Origin of the sequence: Clostridium sp. C105KSO13, assembly GCF_001517425.1 — a bacterium.
In the GTDB taxonomy this organism is placed as follows: Bacteria; Bacillota; Clostridia; order Lachnospirales; family Lachnospiraceae; genus Muricomes.
The window spans coordinates 58,180-79,887 of sequence record NZ_FBWL01000159.1 but is presented as its reverse complement, the minus strand read 5'-3'; the positions used below and the strand labels follow the sequence as shown (position 1 = coordinate 79,887).

At 39.6% G+C, this 21,708-nt stretch carries 18 protein-coding genes, 1 tRNA gene and 2 pseudogenes; 16 read left to right on the top strand and 5 right to left on the bottom strand.

Annotation, left to right across the window (positions count from 1 at the left end; genetic code table 11):
- Positions 1-373 precede the first annotated feature (373 nt).
- The 4 genes from trmB to BN3456_RS06480 all read left to right on the top strand — a co-directional run bounded on the left by trmB (position 374) and on the right by BN3456_RS06480 (position 1,919).
- Positions 374-1,039, top strand: coding sequence for a tRNA (guanosine(46)-N7)-methyltransferase TrmB (gene trmB / locus BN3456_RS06490; protein ID WP_089983326.1), 666 nt, complete (start codon positions 374-376; stop codon positions 1,037-1,039).
- Positions 1,040-1,162: 123 nt separating this feature from the next.
- Positions 1,163-1,294 (top strand): hypothetical protein, encoded by a 132-nt coding sequence (locus tag BN3456_RS16455; RefSeq protein ID WP_278280277.1) that lies wholly within the window; start codon positions 1,163-1,165, stop codon positions 1,292-1,294.
- A 72-nt stretch (positions 1,295-1,366) separates the two neighbouring features.
- Positions 1,367-1,678 (top strand): thioredoxin family protein, encoded by a 312-nt coding sequence (locus BN3456_RS06485; RefSeq protein WP_089983325.1) that lies wholly within the window; start codon positions 1,367-1,369, stop codon positions 1,676-1,678.
- Between the two features lie 168 nt (positions 1,679-1,846).
- Positions 1,847-1,919 (top strand) — tRNA-Lys (locus tag BN3456_RS06480).
- A 165-nt stretch (positions 1,920-2,084) separates the two neighbouring features.
- Here the strand turns inward: BN3456_RS06480 and BN3456_RS06475 are convergent.
- From BN3456_RS06475 to BN3456_RS06455, 4 genes and pseudogenes are all read right to left on the bottom strand, one after another.
- Complete coding sequence (locus BN3456_RS06475; protein WP_089983324.1) at positions 2,085-3,146, bottom strand: tyrosine-type recombinase/integrase; 1,062 nt, start codon at positions 3,144-3,146, stop codon at positions 2,085-2,087.
- A gap of 89 nt (positions 3,147-3,235) precedes the next feature.
- A pseudogene (locus tag BN3456_RS16255) lies at positions 3,236-3,406 on the bottom strand (IS3 family transposase); the annotation flags it as partial.
- A gap of 271 nt (positions 3,407-3,677) precedes the next feature.
- Positions 3,678-4,114 (bottom strand): annotated as a pseudogene (locus BN3456_RS16250) (IS3 family transposase); the annotation flags it as partial.
- Positions 4,115-4,383: 269 nt separating this feature from the next.
- A complete protein-coding gene (locus BN3456_RS06455; protein WP_089983320.1) occupies positions 4,384-5,736 on the bottom strand; it encodes a transposase family protein in 1,353 nt (450 codons plus the stop codon).
- 291 nt (positions 5,737-6,027) lie between these two features.
- On the opposite strand from BN3456_RS06455, the gene BN3456_RS06450 reads away from it, so the two are divergent.
- The 6 genes from BN3456_RS06450 (at position 6,028) to BN3456_RS06425 (ending at position 12,170) form a co-directional block, all read left to right on the top strand.
- A complete protein-coding gene (locus BN3456_RS06450) occupies positions 6,028-7,011 on the top strand; it encodes a radical SAM protein (protein WP_242862823.1) in 984 nt (327 codons plus the stop codon).
- 29 nt (positions 7,012-7,040) lie between these two features.
- Positions 7,041-8,402: a uroporphyrinogen decarboxylase family protein gene (locus tag BN3456_RS06445; protein WP_089983319.1), complete on the top strand. Its 1,362-nt coding sequence runs from the start codon at positions 7,041-7,043 to the stop codon at positions 8,400-8,402.
- Between the two features lie 2 nt (positions 8,403-8,404).
- Positions 8,405-9,334, top strand: a complete 930-nt coding sequence (locus BN3456_RS06440; RefSeq protein WP_089983318.1) for a CobW family GTP-binding protein — start codon at positions 8,405-8,407, stop codon at positions 9,332-9,334.
- 43 nt (positions 9,335-9,377) lie between these two features.
- Positions 9,378-9,914, top strand: coding sequence for a DUF2284 domain-containing protein (locus tag BN3456_RS06435; protein ID WP_089983317.1), 537 nt, complete (start codon positions 9,378-9,380; stop codon positions 9,912-9,914).
- Between the two features lie 101 nt (positions 9,915-10,015).
- Positions 10,016-10,654 carry a cobalamin B12-binding domain-containing protein gene (locus BN3456_RS06430; protein WP_089983316.1) on the top strand — a complete coding sequence of 213 codons (639 nt, stop codon included), beginning with the start codon at positions 10,016-10,018 and terminating at the stop codon, positions 10,652-10,654.
- A gap of 10 nt (positions 10,655-10,664) precedes the next feature.
- Positions 10,665-12,170, top strand: a complete 1,506-nt coding sequence (locus BN3456_RS06425) for an ASKHA domain-containing protein (protein WP_089983315.1) — start codon at positions 10,665-10,667, stop codon at positions 12,168-12,170.
- Positions 12,171-12,183: 13 nt separating this feature from the next.
- Here BN3456_RS06425 and BN3456_RS06420 read toward each other — a convergent pair whose 3' ends face one another.
- Complete coding sequence (locus BN3456_RS06420) at positions 12,184-13,431, bottom strand: PocR ligand-binding domain-containing protein (RefSeq protein WP_089983314.1); 1,248 nt, start codon at positions 13,429-13,431, stop codon at positions 12,184-12,186.
- 168 nt (positions 13,432-13,599) lie between these two features.
- Here BN3456_RS06420 and BN3456_RS06415 point away from each other — a divergent pair, with 168 nt between their 5' ends.
- From BN3456_RS06415 to BN3456_RS06390, 6 genes are all read left to right on the top strand, one after another.
- Complete coding sequence (locus BN3456_RS06415) at positions 13,600-15,192, top strand: response regulator (RefSeq protein WP_089983313.1); 1,593 nt, start codon at positions 13,600-13,602, stop codon at positions 15,190-15,192.
- A gap of 60 nt (positions 15,193-15,252) precedes the next feature.
- Positions 15,253-17,049 (top strand): cache domain-containing sensor histidine kinase, encoded by a 1,797-nt coding sequence (locus BN3456_RS06410; protein ID WP_176699122.1) that lies wholly within the window; start codon positions 15,253-15,255, stop codon positions 17,047-17,049.
- Positions 17,050-17,075: 26 nt separating this feature from the next.
- Positions 17,076-18,053 (top strand): sugar ABC transporter substrate-binding protein, encoded by a 978-nt coding sequence (locus BN3456_RS06405; protein ID WP_176699121.1) that lies wholly within the window; start codon positions 17,076-17,078, stop codon positions 18,051-18,053.
- Between the two features lie 105 nt (positions 18,054-18,158).
- A complete protein-coding gene (locus BN3456_RS06400; protein ID WP_089983310.1) occupies positions 18,159-19,169 on the top strand; it encodes a sugar ABC transporter substrate-binding protein in 1,011 nt (336 codons plus the stop codon).
- Between the two features lie 67 nt (positions 19,170-19,236).
- Entirely contained in the window at positions 19,237-20,757 is a 1,521-nt protein-coding gene (locus BN3456_RS06395; protein WP_089983330.1) for a sugar ABC transporter ATP-binding protein, read from the top strand.
- Positions 20,757-21,707, top strand: a complete 951-nt coding sequence (locus tag BN3456_RS06390) for an ABC transporter permease (RefSeq protein ID WP_089983309.1) — start codon at positions 20,757-20,759, stop codon at positions 21,705-21,707. The genes BN3456_RS06395 and BN3456_RS06390 overlap by 1 nt, the downstream gene beginning before the upstream one ends.
- Position 21,708: the final 1 nt, after the last annotated feature.

Below are 21,708 nucleotides of genomic sequence, written 5' to 3'. Positions count from 1 at the left end.
TTGTAAAAGTTAATATTTTTCGTTTCAGTGCATAGGTAATTGATGTATAATTAGCCATAGGGAATCTCCTTCTTTTTTGTTTAGTAAGATTTTTCTTTGATAGCTTAATTTTACATCAAAAAGGAATCAGATTCCTTATATTTGGGGCATTTTTTGAAAGTTGTTTATAAAGACATGGTTTAATTCAGGTCTATGTGGATAAAACTGCGGAAACTCAAGGAGTACAAAAAGAGGTTTGATTTTTAAATCATCTACAGTATACTGTAATTAATAAGGAGCGCAGCGGAGTCGAGCTTGCCCTCCTGAACGATTATATAAATAAAAATATCATTTGGGGAGAGACATCGGGAAAATGTAATAAGGAGGCATAAGTATGAGGTTGAGAAATATTCCACGTGCGGAAGGTACGATACAGGCCCATCTTGCGGTGATTAAAAGGCCGGAGGCCCAAAAAGGGTGCTGGAGGCAGGTGTTTGGAAATGCGAATCCCATGCACATTGAGATTGGTATGGGAAAAGGCGGATTTTTGTTAAATATGGCTCTTGCGCATCCGGATATTAACTATGTAGGGATAGAAAGGTATTCCAGTGTTTTACTGCGGGCCGTGGAAAAAATGGATATGGATGAGTACAGAGGATTACAGAACATACGATTTGTCTGTATGGATGCCCGGAATGTCGAAGAAGTTTTTTCTTATAATGAAGTACAGAAGATTTATTTGAATTTTTCAGACCCCTGGCCCAAGGCCCGGCATGCAAAGAGGAGGCTGACCTCTAAGGAGTTTCTGGCGCGCTACGAGAAGATTCTGATTCCCGGCGGACAGTTGGAGCTAAAGACTGATAATACAGCACTATTTAATTTTTCACTGGAACAGGCAAGAGAGGTCGGCTGGACAATCGACAGATACACATATGATCTGCATCACCATGAGACTCTTAATGAAGGCAACATAATGACGGAATATGAAGAAAAATTTTCGGCAAAGGGAAACCCGATCAACAAAATGATTGCAGTCAGAAAACCGAATATGGAACATTAGCAGTACAATAAGCATAGTATAATTATGAGTATATGAAACCTGGTGCGCTGCTTATTGATTTTCGGGCAGGATGTCTGAGGAGACCAATAACGGAACATCACCACAGGTGGGACAGAGGTAAATATGAGAAAAAGAGGCTGGAAGGAATATGTACGCCGCAAGATGTATGTCAAGCCGGAGATGAACCGAAAGCTAATGCACTTGAAAGGCTCTTTGGAAGAGGTATTTAATATCCTGAACAATGGAAGGAACTAATAGAAGCAAATGCTGGTGCACCGTCTAGTTGTTTAAGAATCGGTGCACCGGTAAGAAATGTGGGTGTTGACTATGAAAATAAGTGTAACTGCTAAAAATTATCCACAGGAGGTTCTGCATTCGGAAATATCTGTACTAGTCGAGTTTTTTGCCGCATGGTGTGCAAAATGCGCCATGATGGAAAGTGTCGTAGATGAGCTTTCAGAGGGATATGACGGAAAAGTTAAAATATGCCAGATCGATATTGATAAAAACAAAGCTTTGGCAGCAGAATTTGGAGTTGGGATAGTTCCGACATTTGTTCTCTTTAAAAAAGGCAAACCTGTGTCAGCTGCCGGAGGTATCTTAAGCAGGAAAGTACTGGAGGATATGATTAAAGAATAGATAGACAGAAGAAACCGCTTTTTGTGAGAGCGGTTCCTTCTTGTTCTTATGTAATAAAAAGGTAAAAAGAATAAAAAAAATGTAAAAAAAGCTTGCAATTTTTACTCATATGATTTATAGTATTACTTGCGTTACTCATAAATGACGTGTTAACCAAATAAAATGTATGCGCGATTAGCTCAGCTGGCAGAGCACCTGACTCTTAATCAGGGTGTCCAGGGTTCGAACCCCTGATCGCGCAGTCGAAAGATCGCTTTTACAGACATGGAGCTGTGGGGGCGGTTTTTTTCGTGGGATCGCCTGTTTGCAAGGGTTTGCGGGTTCCCGAGGAATCCCTTTTCTGCCACAATGTGAGTGTAACATTGCAAAAAATCTATGGTTACATTTGGTTACATTTGGTTACACTTTAAAAACTCAGTGCATTTTCTATTAATCGTCCTTTTTCGGACTCCGTACTTCTATCAAAACAGTAATTTCCCAAGGTTCTTCTTTCATCAGCATGCCCGACCATTTCACGGATCGTGTTGATATTTACATGTCCGTCGATTAGCTGGGAGATAAAAGTTTTTCTGGATTTATGCGATGATTTCTGTATCATGTCAAGACGTTTGCAGTATTTCGTATACAAATCGGCAACTGAGCGCTCTGTGAGCGGCAGTCCATTAATTGAAAATATATAGCCGTCACTTTTAGCCTCCAGTTCCTTTTGTCGTTCTCCGGCAGCACTTATGATCCTTTTTGCCAAACTGGATAAATAGACCTGACGGTCACCATCGGAGGATTTAGTGTGTTCTAGCACCTCATTTGTATCACGGCGCAACATACGCTGAACATGAATATAATCAGGAGCTTCAAGATCTTCATAGCGGAGAGTGCACAATTCACCAAGCCTTAATCCCGTTTGGAACTGAAATAGCAATGCCAGAGGAGCCAACTCGTATACTTTGACTCTGTTATTGTAATCTTCCCATGCAAATTTATGAAATGATTCATACTCTTCCTTAGAAAACACCTGAGTTTCGCTGGGCTTTTTCTTTTGTTTGCGGAATAATTTTGTGTTTACCTTTACTAATCGGAAAGCATTGGCATCAACAATATTAAGGTCAACAGCATAATCCAGTGCCTGACGTAGAATGACTGTAACATTGTAATAATTTGTTTTTGTCATATTATAGTCTTTGATCAGACTGTGAGCCCAGACATCTAATGTTAATTTGTCCAGATTGCGGATAGGGATATTAATCATATCCGTATCCAGATAGTAGGTCTTCCAATCGGAATTAATCCGGGTAATGTATGTACTGGCCTCAGAATGGAGTTCTTTGTATTTTAGCCAGCGGGGATATAAGTGCTTTAAAGTTATGGATGCGGATTTCCTCGCCTCATCCTGATTTCCATAGTATGCGAAAATAGAAGCGTGCAGTGCTTCTTTTGTTGATTTTACCACTAGCTTTCTTCCGGAATCCATTGTCTCATCTGCTATGTGGGTCCGCCAGCAGCCATCTTTTCCCTGCCAAATAGAATAGGGATGCTTTTCCAAAATTTCTGTTTTTCGCTATTTCCTACCCTTACATAGGTCAAATCACTGACTACAACGTTATATTGCGGCTGGGCAGAAAATTCTCGGTTTACTATGTTCTGCACTTTGGATTCATTGCATTTATCAATATGCGGCTTATATTGTGCCACCGTATAGGAAGAAAAAAGCCCTTCCTGTTGGATATACCGTTCAAAAAGTGCATGCTTTTCGGAATTTTAGTGCACCCCTATCCGGAAAATTAGTGCAGTGCTTCCGAAGCAAAGTGCACCCTTATTTTGGCTTGATTAACATAACTCTGAAATCATTATCTCTGTCAAGGATAGAACCCTTTAGCGGTGCGAAGCATCCTTGACAGAGATAATGATTTCAGAGACGCTATGGCAGCCAAAATGGCTGCACTATTATTCTGGAAACAGTTGCACTGTTTTTCCGAAAAGATTGCACTATCCCAACGGAATATCCATCCTGTTTCATGATCCGCCCAATGCGCCGGCGGGATACTACGAGGTCCTTTTTGAAAAGATCCACCTTGATTTTTCGGGTACCATAATTATTCCGGCTCTGCCGGAATATCTCCCGGATTTCAACAGCCAGATTGTCCTCCTGTGGTTTTTTCTTTGCCTCATAATAATAAGAACTTCTTGGAATGTTTAGAACTTTACACATTGCTGATACAGAGTACGCAGTTCCATTAGCTCCTGCTGCTCTGTGGAACGGTTATCTTTCTCGTGGAAAGAACCAGAGGCAGCAGACTGCTTGAGCCATTTGTCCAGCAATGAGGTGGCGATATCGTATTCACGACAAATATCACATTTACGTTTTCCATTTTGATACAGTTGAACTAGCTGCTGCTTAAATTCATCTGTATAGGAACGAGGTTTTCTTTTTTCGGTCATGATAGTAACTCCTTTTCTACTTTTTATTTTACATGACCTTAAAATATCTGTCCAACTTATTGTAGCCTATTCAGCGGTGAGGAATAAATTTTATTTATTTCATTCCTAAAACAACGTTTTTCTTTTTTGATAAGTTATCCACTCTTTACTGAAATAAACTATATTTATCCACATTCCATGGGTCTGCTAATCCAATTTCTAAAATTTGTGGATAAATATTCTGTTGTTTTATCTTTCATTCAACCACCACCTGTGCTAAAATAGTCTTGTTATCCTAGATACACAGTTGTGTATCTAAAAATGTAGGATACATCTTCTTGCGTTACTGTTAGTCTGCGAAAACTTTCCAGTAGGCCTGAAGATGTATTTTTTATGCTCTGCTTTAATTCCTTTATATATGGATTCCATGCCAGATACAGCTGCATTAGGATATCCGATATCTGTGTCAGCAGATAATGGTTCTTCATTGCATTACAGTTCCTACTGTTGAGATGTTCAATCCGATAGATTCCATTCTTCTGGTTATTAAATCCTTCATTTTCTATTTTCCATCGGCCTCTTCCTGCAAGTATCATTTCTTCCAAGTTTCGATTGGTGATTTCCAGGCTGCTTATCCATTGAAACCGGATACTTTGCACTTTTCCCTTCTTATCCTTTTCTTTATACTCGTACTCGAATACATTCATGACTTCTGTTTTTCCAGCAAGCTCTTCCACATGGTTTGCATAAAAAGCTGATCCTTTTTCTTTGCATAATCCCATCTGACGTGTTGCATCTTCACCTCTTTTAATCCATTCAAATCCTTCATCCAGTTTCTTCTGTCTGGTATCCTTTTGTGTAAACAGATACTCCCAGTGATATTCTTCCCGGCAAAGTTTCATGATTGGTTCTGTTGCATACAACGCATCTCCCTGAATACAAATCGGCAGCCTTGGGTACTCTTTCTTCATTCGTTTAAGCAGCCGCTTAGCTGCATTTGTTTCACAGTCCTGCCTACTCACATCTTCATTTTCATTCTCTATAAATTCAGTACCAAGGCTAATAACTACGTTGTCACTCAATACAATTTTTGCTTCCAATACTTTATGATAATAAAGCTTCATTGTTTTCCCATTGTCCAGCTTCTTCGTCGTACAAAGACAGTTGTCACAATGTTTTTCCCTGAAGTAGAACAGACCTGTGCCATTCAGAATAATACGCCAGTATTTTCCCAGTAAACGGCCTCTGTTAAACTGCTTCCCACGAATAAGACTTGTAACCATCTTCTTTCTCAAATCAGACAGACAGTCTGGTGTAAGTTTTTCCAGATAATAATTCAAAGTATCATAATGGGGCATTTCTTTCAAATCCGGATTCCCAGACATAATACATAAGGTATCAATACATGTTTCTTTATTGAAGTTTTCCTCCATCTCTCTCATAGAATGCTGACCGCATACATTCTTCAAGATTGCCATATAACTTAAATCTGCCTGGGTATATGTGATATAACTTTGGTTTCTTGGATCATCCATTTCCGCAATCCATTCCTTCAATGCATGAAAGAAGTGGTTGGTAACCATCATGAAATCAACAATTCCCTTATCTTGTTTCTTTCGTTCTCGTTTCTCTTTTTTTCTCATGTAAAAACCTCCTGTGCGAAAAGTTTGTTACCTATATTTTACTACACCGGAGGTCATCCTGCATGAAATATGGCTATTTTATTGCGAAAAATATTTGTTCCTCAACGCTGTAGCCTATCCATCTGATTTCCGCTTTTCCGGAACTGCGATTTCATCGCACAAGAATATTCAACGATCATAGCATTATAATATAAATGAGCAAAAAATTACAGTAAACATGAAGATATTCCAAAAAAAATGAAGAAAAAAACTGTATGATAGATTCAAAATAAAACAGGAAGGAACAGGCAAATGCAAGGGATAAGTCAGGAAACAATGGATGCTCTTTTTTTGAAAGTAGATAGTGATGTACCTTTAACAAAAGAGGAGGCAGTAGCGCTTTTGAATACAGAGAATCATTCGGATGCATTTTACAGGCTGCTTGCAAAAGCAGAAGAGCTTACACGTAGAGAATATGGAAATCGGGGATATGTATTTGCCCAGATTGGTATAAACAGTGCTCCGTGTTTCGGAAATTGTAAATTTTGTTCCATGGGCTGTGAAAATTTTATGGTACAGGAAGAAATAGAAAAAACGGAAGCAGAGGTGCTTGAAGAAGCCGGTAGGGCTGTCGAACAGAATATTGATGCATTGTTTCTGATGACAACGGCAGATTATGACATGAAAAAATTTGTGAGAATCGCAAAAAAAGTGAAAGCGATTCTTCCGGAAGATGTAATGCTGGTTGCCAATATTGGGGACTTTGAAGAGGAAATGGCAAAAAGGCTGCAAGAAACAGGGATAACAGGAGTTTATCATATTGTACGGCTGAATGAAGGCATCGATACGGCGTTGTGTCCGGCAGACAGAATCCGTACACTGGATGCAATTCGGGGGGCGGGGCTGGAGCTAATCTACTGTGTGGAACCAATCGGGCCGGAACATACATATGAACAGATTGCAGATGAGATGCTGCGGGCAAGGGAGTACAGCGCCAATATTATGGCCTGTATGAAACGGGTTGGAGTAGAAAAAACTCCTCTGTATGAACGAGGAGAGATAACAGATCTGGAATTGACAAAAATTGCGGCTGTTACCCGGTTAGTAACAAGGCCGAAAACCTCGATGAATGTACATGAACCAAAACAGATGACACTGCTTGCAGGAGTGAATCAGTTATATGCAGAAATCGGGATCAATCCAAGGGACTGCGCAGTGGAGACAGGCAGCAACCGAGGATTTTCCATTGCAGCAGTGAAAGATATGCTGCATCAGGTAGGGTATGAAACAAAATAATTATAGAAAGAGAAAAGAGGATTGAAAAAATGACACCAAAGGAGATTTTAATTCAGACACTGAAACATCAGGAAACAGAGCAGGTAGCATGGGTACCTTTTGCCGGAGTGCATGCAGGAAGACTGCTGGGTTATACGGCAACAGAGGTTCTTCAGGATGAAGAGAAACTGTTCCAGTCTTTGATGGAAGTAAACAAACTTTATAAACCATCAGGACAGCCAGTTATTTTTGATCTGCAGGTAGAAGCAGAATGCCTGGGATGTGACCTGGTATGGGCAGACAATGCACCTCCGTCTGTATCCGAACATCCGCTGGAAGGCGAGGAAGAGCTGATAACTCCATGCTATTGTACGATTCCAACAAAAGAATCCGGAAGAATACCGATGATTTTGAATGTAATGAAGCGGATGAAAGAGAAAGTGGGAAAAACTACCGCATTGTACGGCCTGATCTGCGGACCATTTACATTGGCAACACATCTCCGGGGCAATGATATTTTCATGGATATGTATGATGACGAAGAGGCAGTAGAGGAATTTCTGACATATTGCGGCGCGGTGGCAATGAAAATGGCAGATTATTATATAGAAGCGGGAATGGATGTGATCGCAGTTGTGGATCCTCTGATTTCTCAGATTTCTTCAGATCATTTTAAACAATTTATGAGCGAACCATTCTCCAAATTGTTTGCGTATATCCGGGAAAAGGGAGCATATTCTTCTTTCTTTGTATGTGGAGATGCAACAAGAAATATTGAGGTGATGTGCAAAACAAATCCGGATTCTATTTCTATTGATGAGAATGTGGATCTGCTGGCAGCAAAGGCAATTACGGATAAGTATAATGTGGCAATCGGGGGGAATATACCGCTGACAACGATCATGCTACATGGAAGCCAGCAGGATAACATGAAGTTCGTGGTAGACCTGCTAGATAAAATAAAAAATAAGAAAAATCTTATTCTTGCGCCTGGATGTGATATGCCGTATGAGGTGCCGGTAGAAAATACTATTGGAATTGTACAGGCAATCAGGGAAACAGGTTCGGTACGGGAAATGCTGAAAAACTATGTGGCTCAGGACGATGCCATTGAGGTGGAACTGCCGGATTACGAACATCTGGAAAAACCGCTTGTAGAAGTATTTACACTGGATTCTGCAACCTGTGCGGCATGTACGTATATGATGGGCGCTGCGAATGAGGCGAAGAAAATATTCGGTGATGCAATCGACATGGTGGAATACAAATATACAAAAAAAGAAAACATTGCAAGATGTAAAAAAATGGGCGTTCCAAACCTGCCATCCATGTATATCAATGGAGAACTGAAATTCCGTTCACTGGTACCTTCCAAGGAAGAACTGGAAGAAGCACTACGTTCTGTGATGTAAATATGAGCAGGCTATATTTAGTAACCGGATTTCTGGGAGCCGGAAAGACTACTTTTTTAAAAAATTTCCTAAAAATGTTTTCAGAAAAAAAGGTGCATGTGATCGTAAATGAATTTGGAAAAGAGGGAATAGATGGAGAGCTGCTCCGAGAGGTAGGAGCAGTTCTGAATGAAATCAACAACGGATCCATATTCTGTTCCTGCAGATTGGATAAGTTCGAAGAGGTTCTCGGAGAAGTATTGCATACAAAGCCGGATATCATAGTGGTAGAAGCCTCCGGATTGTCCGACCCGACCAATGTAAAGAAAATCCTGGGACAGAAGGATAAATTTCAGAATGTGGACTATATGGGGAGTATTTGTCTTGTAGATGCAGTTCATTTTTTGAAAGTATATGAAACAGCAGCTGTGATAAAAAAACAGCTCCATGTAAGTGATATGATTCTTCTAAATAAAAGGGATATGGTTTCTCAGGAACAGGCAGATGAAGTAAGAGACAAAGTCCGGATGCACCGGCCGGATATCCCTATATATGAGACGATGTATGGCAGGATACAGAAGGGATGGATGGAAAAACTGGAACATATCTCCCAGGAAGAAAATGGGGAAATTCTCCAAAGTGCTGATATCACATTGAGAAAATGTCTTCTGTATGTAAAAGAGGATACAGCGCTTGATATACTAGAGAATTTTATGAAAATGATCATGGATAATACATTCCGGATCAAAGGATTTGTCCGTATTCAGAAGGAATGGTATCTGATCAGCTGTGTAGGAAATATTTTTCATGCAGAAAAATGCACGGAAAAGCAGGAGAAGGAAGCGAATATACTGGTCGTACTTTCAGGATACGGACTTCCTGTAAAGAGATCCATGAAAAGAGCCATGGAATGGTATCCGGATGTGATTGAAAAGGTGGAATATGGGTCTTAACAGGTAAAATGTATTCCGGAAAATCAAAGAGGCGTAATTAGGTATGGAAATATTACAAGAACTGGAAAAAATTATTGAGGAGTGTGGTGTCTTTGAGTATGGGGTAATCGCTCCGAAACGAGTATCCTTTATGCAGGAAGTCCGGGCGATGTGTGAAGTCAATTCCTGCGGCACGTATGGCACCCGTTGGATTTGCCCGCCGGGGATCGGCAGCATTCAGGAATGTCGTGAGCGTTGTTTAGAATATCAGACAATGTTAGTCTTTACTGGCAAATACGAGCTGGAAGATTCTTTTGACTACGAAGGAATGATCGAGGGCATTGATCGTTTTAAAAAGATGGTCAGGATGATTGATAAGGCTGTTAATCCTCTGCTTACCACATATCTTCTGTTGGGCAATGAGGGGTGTGATCGCTGTGAAACATGTACTTATCCGGTAGCCCCCTGTCGTTTTCCACAAAGGGTGAATCCACCGATTGAAAGTATGGGTATCATGGTTAGTGAGCTGGCAAAGCAAATCGGCATTAAGTATATTAACGGAAAAAATACTATTACTTATTTTGGGGCATTACTTTTTTAAATGTAGTTGCAGCTGCTTTACTGTTTTTACAAAAAAAATAAAAAAATTACCACAATGGAAATATTTCATAAAGTATAATACAATTACAAGGAGGTAGTAACATGACTATTATTCAGGAAATATCAGAACTATTGCAAAAAGGGAGGGCAAAGAATGTAAAAGTACTCGTGCAGCAAGCTCTTGACGAAGAAATGGATCCAATTGAAGTTCTTAATGAGGGCTTATTGTCAGGGATGATGATTGTCGGTGAAAAATTCAAAAATAACGAGGTGTTTGTGCCGGAGGTACTGGTAGCGGCCAGAGCTATGAATGCCGGGATCACTATTCTGGAGCCAAAACTTGTGGAAGCCGGTAATAAGCCAATAGGGAAGGCAGTTATTGGAACAGTGGAAGGTGATTTGCATGATATCGGCAAGAATTTGGTTATAATGATGTTTAAAGGTGCCGGTTTTGAAGTGCATGATATCGGTACTGATGTAGCTCCGCAGACTTTCATTGATAAAGCAGAAGAAATTGGGGCTGATGTGGTAGGAATGTCTGCCCTTTTAACGACAACAATGCCAAAGATGGAAGAAACTATTAACCTGATGAAAGAAAAGGGACTCCGTGATAAATACATAGTAATGATTGGCGGTGCTCCGGTAACAGAAGGATTTGCTGAGCAAGTAGGTGCTGATTTTTATACGCCTGATGCGGCATCTGCTGCAGAAGTAGCAAAAAAAGCTGTTATTGTAAAATAGCTGACAGCCAATGCAAAAATATAAAATAAAAGTTATAGAAAAAAATAAGGAGCAGGAGGTTACTGGTAAAGCTGACCAGAATTTTCTGGAAATCCTGAGAAATCATGATATCGCCATAAATGCATTGTGCAATGGGCAAGGAAAGTGCGGAAAGTGTAAAATTGAAATTCTTGACGGTGTCCAAAGAGGAGAGTGTTTGGCCTGTAAAACTTATCCGGTGGAAGATTGCCGAATTAAGATTCAGACACTTTCCCGGGAAACCTTTCATATTTTGAGCACCGGCACAGCTGCGAAACAACATGGGGATAAGGTAAGCGCCGGCAGCAATCTGGGAATTGCTGTTGATATAGGCACCACTACTTTGGTCATGCAGCTGGTAGATATAGATAATGGCGCAGTTATGAAAACTTACACGGCGTTAAATGAACAAGGGCGCTATGGTGCCGATGTAATCAGCCGTATTGAGGCGGCAAATAATGGGGCAGACGAAATTTTGAAAAAAAGTATTTCAAGGCAGCTTGAGGAGGGCGTTAAGGAACTTAGTAAAAGTAAAAGGGTTCCCATAAAAAGAATGGTTATTGCTGCCAATATGACGATGGTACACTTGCTGATGGGATATTCTTGTGAAAAACTTGGTGTTTACCCTTTTACGCCTGTAAATACAGAAACAATTGAAATTGACTTTGCAGCCCTTACTGGAACGGCAGGGGAATCCTTTCCGGTGATTATCATACCGGGAATATGTGCCTATGTAGGCGGTGATATCGTTGCTGGACTCGTGGCTCTTGATTTCATAAAGTGTGAAGGAGTTCATATCCTCATAGACTTAGGAACTAATGGTGAAATGGCCATTGGTAATAAAAAGAAGATTTTAGTTACCTCAACGGCGGCGGGGCCGGCTTTTGAAGGAGGCAATATTTCCTGCGGTATCGGCAGTGTAGCGGGGGCTCTCAATAAAGCGACTTTAACAGAAGGTAAAATCAAGTACGAAACAATCATGGGAGCTCCTCTTGTCGGTATCTGCGGCTCCGGTGTAGTCGAATTAACCCATGAACTTCTTAAATCAGGTCTTGTTGATGAGACAGGGCTCATGGATGAAGCATATTTTGATGAAGGCTATAGCTTGGATAAAACAGTCACTGGGAGTATGGTAAAGTTTACACAAAAGGATGTACGGGAGATTCAACTTGCAAAATCAGCCATTCGTGCGGGCCTGGAGATGTTAATTTTACGTTATGGGGTTGCTTATAAGGAAATTGAGAAAATTTATATTGCAGGTGGCTTTGGATATTACCTGAATATTAAAAAGGCTGTTGGTATCGGTTTATTACCGGGGCAATATGCGTGTAAGATTGAGGCTGCCGGCAATAGTGCACTCGCCGGTGCAAAATGTGTCTTAACCGATGAGGCAGCACTAAAGGAAGGAGAACAGCTCGCAGCAAAAGCGGAGGAAATTCAGCTGGCTGCAGATAAAGAGTTTAATGAATTGTACATGAAAAACATGTATTTTGAATAATGGCCGAGCATTATCATCGAAATTGCTTTGGTGTTAATCCTGTATATTTTTTAAATACCTTTGAAAAGTAGCTTTGGTCCTCAAAACCACTTGCAATGGCAATATCTATAATGGGAAAATCTGTATTGGAGAGCAGCCTCTTGCTCTCTTCAATGCGGACCATATTCAGATATTCTTTAAAGGAAGATCCGATGGACTGCTTAAACATGGTTGAAAAGTAAGAAGGGTGAAGATGCACATGCTTCGCAACATCTTCAAGAGTCAATACTTCGTTAAAATGTTTGGATATGTAAATCATCGCTCTATGAATCAACTCATTATTTGGGGAAGGGATATAGTTGAATAGGCTTTCCGAGAAAGTTTCAACAATTTCCTGCAAATGATAGCAAAGGGAATCAATGGTACTGATTTGTTGGATATTTTTGAGGAATTCATTATTCAGTCTTAGGATATTATCCGTTGGTGCACCACCCTCAATAGCAGTGCGGGACAGTAAGGAACACAGTTCGATGGCTCTTGTCTTGGCAATTTCCAGACTGCTGTTCTTCGAAAACAATACATATCCAAGCAAGCTGTTCAGTACAGCATTTGCGGCACTTACATTGCCTAACTTTACCTGATGCAGCAGTTCCTTCTCTTGATCATAGGGGTAGGACTCAATGTTGATATTCTCTGCCTTGTACCGTTGGATAGATTCATTAATCAGCGATTGCTGCAGTAATTTATGATGATTATGGTTTAACTCTTCTTTACTTCCTTCTATCAGATTAGCAAACATATAGAAAAGTAAATGGCTGATGTGATTTACTCTTGCCGGTGAAATAATTGGTAAATTTTCTGTTTCATCATAAAGTTCCAGTGCCTGGTCAGTAGAGATATTATACTTTTTTACCAAATCAGATATTAGTATGGAATCCGGTGAATCCATTAAAAAGGGACCTGCCAGTATAGAGCCAAGGAAGGTCTTTTTAGTGATGAGAGGAAATACTATATGATTTAGATTGGCGTGGCATGCAAAAATATATGGTTCACCCAGTGAAATCGCTTTTTTACTGGCCGAAGCATGCATCTTTTCACAGGTATCAGAAGCTGGAAGATATTGCTGAAAACAATGACAAAAGGAAGATGTCTGACCACTTCCGTCCAGATAATCTCCCTGGCTGTCAATAATCTGAATTGGAAGCTGCATACATGCAAAGAACGTATCAAGCATTAATTTTAGTGTGTCCTCCGACACGATGGAATATAATAAAGATTTCAATATTATCTCCTCCTGCGCTGGATATATTTTTAAGTTTATCACATTTAGAAATAAAGTGCACTAATAAGCTGTAAAAGTAAATATATCTACAAAGAATCCAAAATAATTACCAAATCTATTTCATTTTAAATCAATAAAACATTAAGTGTGACTAAAGAAGGAGACGGAATGTATACAGTATTAATTGTAGATGATGAACCAGTGGTTAGGCGTGGGGTTTCTCAGATGATTGACTGGAGTTCGCTTGGTTTTACAACTGTTCTGCAGGCTGAAGATGGGGTAGAGGCATTAGAAATATGCAGAAAAAATAAAGTAAACCTGGTATTAACGGACATTGTGATGCCTTTTATGGACGGGTTGGAATTATCGGGTATACTTGGGCAGGAATTTCCAGACATACAGATTGTCATCTTGACTGGGCATGAGGATTTCGAATATGCTAAGCAATCAGTTGACCTTGGAGTGAAAAATTACATTCTAAAACCTGTAGGCTCAAATACTCTTTATGAAAAGATAAAGGAGATATGCCATCAGATTAATATAGAAACCACGCAAAAGCAGTATATAGCGGAGATGAAAACACAGCTTTATCAAAGCATGCCGGTATTGCAGGAGAAATTTTTATCTCTGTTGGTCTGTACTGAAAATCCAGTGGAATACGATATACATGAGCGCATCCAGAACCTTGGCCTTCCACTGAAAGGAAAGTCTTATCTTGTTGCAATCATAGAATTAGATTTCTTAGAAATACAAGGGCGTGATATTGAACTTTATACCTTTGCGGCCCAAAATGTTGTACAAGGGTGCGTGGGTGACGGACACTGTGTATTTGAAAATGAACATAAACTGGTGATTGTTTTTAATTTAGATTATTATGAAGAAGCAGGACATGATATTGTCTATAAAACAATACAGGTAACCCAAAAGGCAATTTATTCCATGCTCCATATGAATAACACTTGTGCACTTGGAACGTCAGTAGATAGTCTCCCTATGCTGTACCATTCGTGGAGGGAGGCTAATAAAGCTCTGGATGATTGTAAATACACACTTGGAATAAATAGGGTGTATGATATTCGTGATCTGGACTATGTGGAAGAAACTTTCTTTTATCCTTTTGAAGAAATGAAGAATCTTGTAAACAGTATCAAATTAATGTCCCCATCGGAAATAGAAGCAGCAGTACAGGCAGTAGGTACGGCACTGCACGGTATGCATAATGTTTCCAGTTCCAATATTCGTATGATTTTTATTGAAATTCTCACCAGTCTGCTAAAAGAATTATCCGGACTTAAGAAGGTGTCCCCTGATATATGGAATGAAGGTTTTTCTTTATATAATGGATTGGAGCAGAGCATGTCTATAGAACAAATAAGCAGTAAACTGCTGACCTTCTCAAAAAAAGTATCAAATCAGTTCCAGCGTTCTCAGAAAAACAGCAGTGAAATAATTGTTAAAAAAACCGTGGATTACATAGAGGCACAATATGTCGATGAAATGCTGACACTGTCAGGAGCAGCTGAGAAAGTAGGAGTGAGCATGGGATATTTAAGCATTTTATTCAAAAAGGAAGTCGGTATTAATTTTACAGAATATTTAACCCATGTTCGAATGAGCCATGCTAAGGAACTTTTAAGAACAACCGATAAAAAAACTTACGAGATTGCATATGAGACCGGTTATTCAAGCCCTCATTACTTTAGTGTAAGTTTTAAGAAATGTACAGGAATGTCCCCCTCAGAATTTCGCAGCAAAGAGTAAGGTGGTAAGCAAGTGAAATGTAATAGAATATTGGTCATGTGGAGGTACAAAAGGAGGCAGATGGGAATAAAAAACAAAACTCTGCTTCTTGTGTCGCTGGTAATTAGTTTTTTTATATTTGTATTTATCATAATTTTTATGACTATTTTTAGCAGTCGTCTTATCAAGGAGAATGCTTCCTATTCTAAAAATCTGCTAGAAAATGTAAATCACAATTTAACATCTTATTTTGATGAGATTTCCGCTATAGCTAATGAGCCAAATTATGATTATGATCTTCAGAATTATTTAAAAACGGAAAAGGAAAACGGGGGAAGCTATAGCAGTATTTCGAGCAGCAATATTATGCGCAGCTATAAGATGAGCAATAAAATGTTTGGCGAAGAATTGAACCGTCGTACAGACATCACATCAATCATTATTTTGGGTGAGAGAACAGTATATTTGTATCAGAGTGTTTATCCATTCTGGGTAGCTGTAAGAGATTACTCAGAGGAAGACTGGTACCAGAATGCTATAGAAAATGATGAGGGTTCGGTTGTAACAGGGCCGCAGAAACATGATTTTCTCCCAGATAATAAAGAAGAGCAGATATCGGTCAGCCGAAAGATTATTAGTTGTGAAGATGGAAGTGTGCTGGGAGTTATTTTAATTGATTTAAACCTAAATAAAATTGAAGAGATCTGTTCCGCATTCTATCCTCAGAAGGAAGGGGGATTTTGCCTCCTCAGCAAAGACAAAACTGTGGTATATGAGCAAAAAGCCCGTGGAAATAAATTCTATAATCTTAAAGACAAGAATACTTTGGATTCATTGAATAATTTGATTGTGAATCAAAAGCAAAAATCTGTACATTGGAAATGCGGGGGAAAGGACTATCAGGTTGTAACCAGTGAAATTGAAAAAACTGGTTGGACTGGAGTCAGTATCACACCGATGAGTACTATTAACCATTCTATGTATGAAAACGTAGCAGTTATAATAGTTGTGGGAGTAAGTTTATTATTTCTCATTGTAATAGTATTAAACATTTGCTTGAAAAGTATTGTGGAGCCAATTGTCATATTGGCAGATACAATGGATAAGGCAGATGGCGGGAATCTGGATATTAGAGTTCCCGTAGTAGAGAGCAGTAATGAAATTGGGAGACTTTCCAGAAGCTATAACAAGATGCTGGATCGCGTCAAACTTTTAATGAAACAGGTTGTTTCAGAGCAGGAAGAAAAACGTAAGTATGAACTTCAGATGCTGCAGGCACAGATTAATCCTCACTTCTTATATAATACATTAGATTCAATTATTTGGATGGCAGAAATGAAAGATGAAAGTGTGGTACCTATGACGGAAGCTCTTGCAAAATTATTTCGGATTTCCTTAAATAAAGGTAATGAGTTTATCAGTATTAGGGATGAATTAGAACATGTAAGAAATTATCTTCTTATTCAGAGTATGCGGTATGAAGATAAATTTGATTATAGAATAGTTGCTGATGATGAGGTATTGAATTATGAAACTATAAAATTGATTGTTCAGCCTTTGGTGGAGAACTGTATTTACCATGGAATTAAGATGAAAAAGGGAAGTGGATTGATTAATATAGTGGCAGAGCAGGTTGAAGACGATGTTGAGATCAGGGTTAGTGATAACGGCATTGGAATGAGCGTTCAATTATGTCAGGAAGTTCTGATAAAAGACTCCAGATTTGTGAATGCAGCTGGTTCGGGAATCGGGGTAAAGAACGTTAATGAGAGAATACGATTGTATTTTGGAGGAAATTACGGGCTGGCATATGAAAGCAAATTGGGAGAGGGAACAACAGTGATTATTCGAATTCCAAAAATTCCTCGAAAGGTTTAAGTGAAAAACTACAGGAGGTGATAGCAGTGAAAAAGCAATACAGACAAATCATAGGTGCAGTGCTGATTTTAGTTACTGTTTTGTGCGGCTGCAGGGGTGCTGCTATTGATAAAAAAGCGGAGGAAGGGAAAGAAAAGAGATATAATCCAAAGGTTGTGGGAGTATCACTGGCGGATAAAAGCATCTATCTTACAAGAGTGGCTGAAGCAATGGAGAAAGCAGCTCAAAACGAAGGTATGGAAGTGATTTTCAAATATGCCGGATGGGATGCTGAGGAGCAGAAACATCAAATAGAGGAATTTATCGAACAGGGGGTAGGATCTATCATAATTGCTCCTGTTAATTCTAAGGCGGCCCTCATACCTTTGAAGAAAGCTAAAGAAGCAAATATACCCGTGATTAATGTAAATATGAAAGTAGATGGGATTTCGTCAGAGTATATACAAGCCTATGTTGGTGCCAGCAGTTCGGAGGAAGGTGAAAAAGCTGCTGAGCTTATGATAGAATTGTTGGGAGCCGAGGGAGGCAAGATAGGGATTGTGGAGGGCAGCCCTGGAAGTGATCCCCAAATATATAGGACCCAGGCATTTAGTGATACACTTGAGCCTTATTCCAGTATCCAGATAGTTGGAGTTGGAAATGGTGCATGGAACCGGACAAAAGCCAAGCTGGTAACAATGGATCTCATCCGGGAAACTCCAGATATAAAGGGCATTTACTGTCATGACAGCGAAATGGCAATGGGGGCAATTGAAGCTTTGACAGATATGGGGAAGATAGGGCAGGTGAAAGTGATTGGAATTGCAGAAGATGAGGAGTACATGGATGCATTGGAGGCCGGCAAGCTGGCGGGAATCATTACTCAGCCTCCCGAGTATGAAGGCAAATACAGTATATACTGCGCTCTATGGAAAATACAGGGAAAGAAGTTGATTCCATGGTATAAAGATCCGATTCAAGTATTGACGCAAGAAAACATTAGTACATATAGAGAAAAATGGTAATATAAAAAATTCGACCAAACAGGTGAAAATATTGAATTCATATTTTCACCTGTTTCTTTTAAGATAGAAATATCTTAAAAATAAAGATTGTGGAGGGAAAATGATATGAAAAGGAAAGTAGTAAGTGGATTGTTGTCTGCAGTGATGGTAATCAGTATGCTGGCAGGATGCGGGAAGAGTGATGACACTGACGTTAGTTCGGCTCAGGCAAAGGACAATAAATCTTCTGGTGACAAGCTGGAAATCGGCTCCGTTATTATGAACACATCAGGTGAATGGTTTGCGGAAGTTATCCAGGGGATGGAAGGGGCAGCCAAAAAACTGGACGTTTCTCTTAGTATTGTGAGTTCTGATAATGAAGTGTCTAAGGAATCTGACAATGTGTCAACTTTTGTGGCAGAACAGGTAGATGCTCTTTGCATTTCTCCATTATCAACAGATGCTTCGGCAGCGGCAATTGAATCTGCAAAAGAAGCCGGAATTCCTGTTATAAATTGGAATACAACAGTTGATACAGATACAGATGGATTTGTAGGAGTTTCCAATAATAAGTTAGGTGGGATGACAGGAGAATATGTGGCAGAATATGTAAAGGAAAACTTCCCGGAAGGTTGTAAAATGGCTCTTTTGACTAATTCCAGTTATGAAGTAGGTGTGGAGCGCTGCAAAGGCTTTGAGGACGCGGTGAAAGGCGTGAAAGGCTTAGAAATTGTGGCATCTCAAGATGCAGAGTCTCAGGAAGAAGGGCTTGATATTACTGAACAGATTTTGACAGCAAATCCGGATATTGATTTGATTTGGGCATGGAATCAGACATCATTGTTAGGATGTGTGGCAGCACTTCAGAATGCGGGAAATAAAGATATAGTGGTAATGGGGACTGATATGAGCGTAGAGCTTGCAAAGGATATGCTTGGAGATGATGTGAAATTACAGGCGATTACCACTCAAATGCCATATGATATTGGATACACGGCTGTAGAAAATGCAGTAAAGGCTGCAAAAGGAGAAGATATTGAGAAAGAGACATTGGTTCCACTGAAGACATATGCAAAAGATCAGACCGATGAGCTTGAGACTTACATTGAAGAACATAAGGGACTGGCAGAAGAATAATACGTTGGAGGGGTGTTTCTCACACAGGAAGCACCCTATATTTTAGAAAAAAGCGAAGGTGATAAAAGTGGCTGATATAGTATTAAAGGCAGAGGGTATTACAAAAAGATTTGGTGGGATCACCGCACTCGACAATGCAAGCTTGGAAGTCCGCCGAGGAGAAGTTCATGCGCTGGTGGGTGCAAATGGGGCAGGGAAAAGTACTCTGATTAAGATTATTACCGGTGCTTATTCCAATGATGAGGGACACATTTTTCTTGAGGGAAAAGATATACGGGTAAAATCTACATTTGAGGCACGGGCACTTGGAATTAGTGCCGTATATCAAGAGTTTAGTTTGATAAATACTGTATCTGTAGCTGAGAATATATATATGGGCAAATTGCTGAAAAAGCAGATAGGTCCAATTAAGCAGGTAGATTGGAAAAAGGTAAATGAAGAAGCGCAGAAAACCTTATCATTGCTAAACAGTGATATTAATCCACAGGAATTAGTAAGCAATTTAAGTGTAGCGCAGAAACAGATGGTTGAAATTGCAAAAGCGATGTCTAATGATATTAAAGTACTGATTATGGATGAACCTACAGCCTCTTTGTCAGAACATGAGATTGATAACATGTTCCATGTGGTAAAAGAACTGCAGAAAAAAGGTATTAGTATCATTTATGTATCACACCGTTTGGAAGAACTTCCGATTATATGTAACAGGATTTCAATCTACCGCGATGGGAAATATGTCAAGACGATGAATATAGAGGATGCGCCAAAGCAGATCATTATTGAAAATATGGTAGGAAAAAATATAACCTGTACAGAACAGATTAATAACGCTGGCGGTGAAGTACTTTTGGAAGCAAAGAACTTTACTTCAGGCAGGAGCTTCCAAGATATTAATTTAAATTTACATAAAGGAGAAATACTTGGTATTGCGGGGTTGGCGGGAGCCGGGAGAACTGAATTTGTAAGAGCACTGTTTGGTGCGGATAAAAGGGATTCAGGACAGGTATACATAGAAGGGAAAAAAGTGAAAATTAAGTCGCCGATGGATGCCAAAAGAGCTGGAATTGGATTTGTGACCGAGGATAGGAAAGAAGAGGGACTCATATTAAATATGAATCTTCATACCAATGTAGGCATGACCATATTGGATAAATTAAAGAAAATCATTGGTCTTGATTTGAAAAGGGAAGAAGTATTGACAAAAAAGTATATTGAATCATTGAGCATAAAGTGCCGGGATGGCGCTCAGACGGCAAAAGAGTTAAGCGGTGGAAACCAGCAGAAAGTAGTTATTGCAAAATGGCTGGCGACCGAGCCAAAGGTTTTAATTATGGATGAGCCAACCAGGGGAATTGATGTGGGTTCGAAGAATCAAATCTATTCATTGATGAATACTCTTGCGGCACAGGGAATTGGAATCATTATGATATCATCTGAATTGCCAGAAGTACTGCAGATATCTAACCGGATTGTAGTATTTGCAGCAGGCAGGGTAACTGGTGTTTTGGAAAATCATGATTTGACTCAGGAAATTCTTTTAGATTATGCGACAAGTCACAAAACTGTAGAAGAAAGAGGAGAAATATAATGAAGATGAAAAGGATGAGTCCAAAACAGTTTATAATGAAAAATATTATGTACATTGTACTGGCGGTTATGTGTATCATTCTGGCTTTTTCAAGTAATAAGTTTTTGACAGCTACGAATCTGCTTACCATAATAAAACAAATATCTATCCAGTCAATTGTGGCAATTGGTATGACTATGATTATTATCACCGGAAACATTGATTTAAGTGTCGGGTCTATTGTAGCCCTGGCTTCGGTAAGCTGTGCAATGTTTATGAACGCTAAGATACCGGCTTTTCTTGCAATTCTCTTTACAGTTGTAATCAGTGGGGTGATCGGACTGGTTTCAGGCGGTGTGACAGCTAAACTAAAACTACATTCCTTTTTAGTAACCTTGGCATTGATGCAGGCTATCAGAGGACTGGCACAGACTATAACAGGGGGATATCCGGTAGCAGGATTTGACAAAAGCTTTGGTGTGATTTCTGCAGGAACTTTGGGAGGAATTCCCCTATTGGTTATATATATGGCTATTTTTTATGCAATATTTATTTATATTATGAAGTTCACCTCGTTTGGCCGTGCTACTTATGCGATTGGAGGAAATGAAGAGTCAGCCAGGCTGTCCGGGATTAACGTCGAAAAAGTAAAGACTCTGGTGTTTGTAATATCTTCTATGTTATGTGGCGTAGCAGGGGTGTTATTGACATCCAAAGTAAGATCTGGCGATCCAACCTGCGCTAATGGCTGGGAGATGGATACCATTGCTGGTGCAATTATCGGGGGAACCAATATGTCTGGAGGAGAGGGCACTCTTTGGGGAACCATTATTGGTTTATTATTTGTCGGGATTTTAAGTAATGGTATGGTTCTTTTAGGGGTAAATGCGTACATGCAGAGTGTAATAAAGGGGCTTGTGATATTTGGAGCAGTTATTATCAACAGTATTCAGAAAAGAAGTCAGGCGTAGG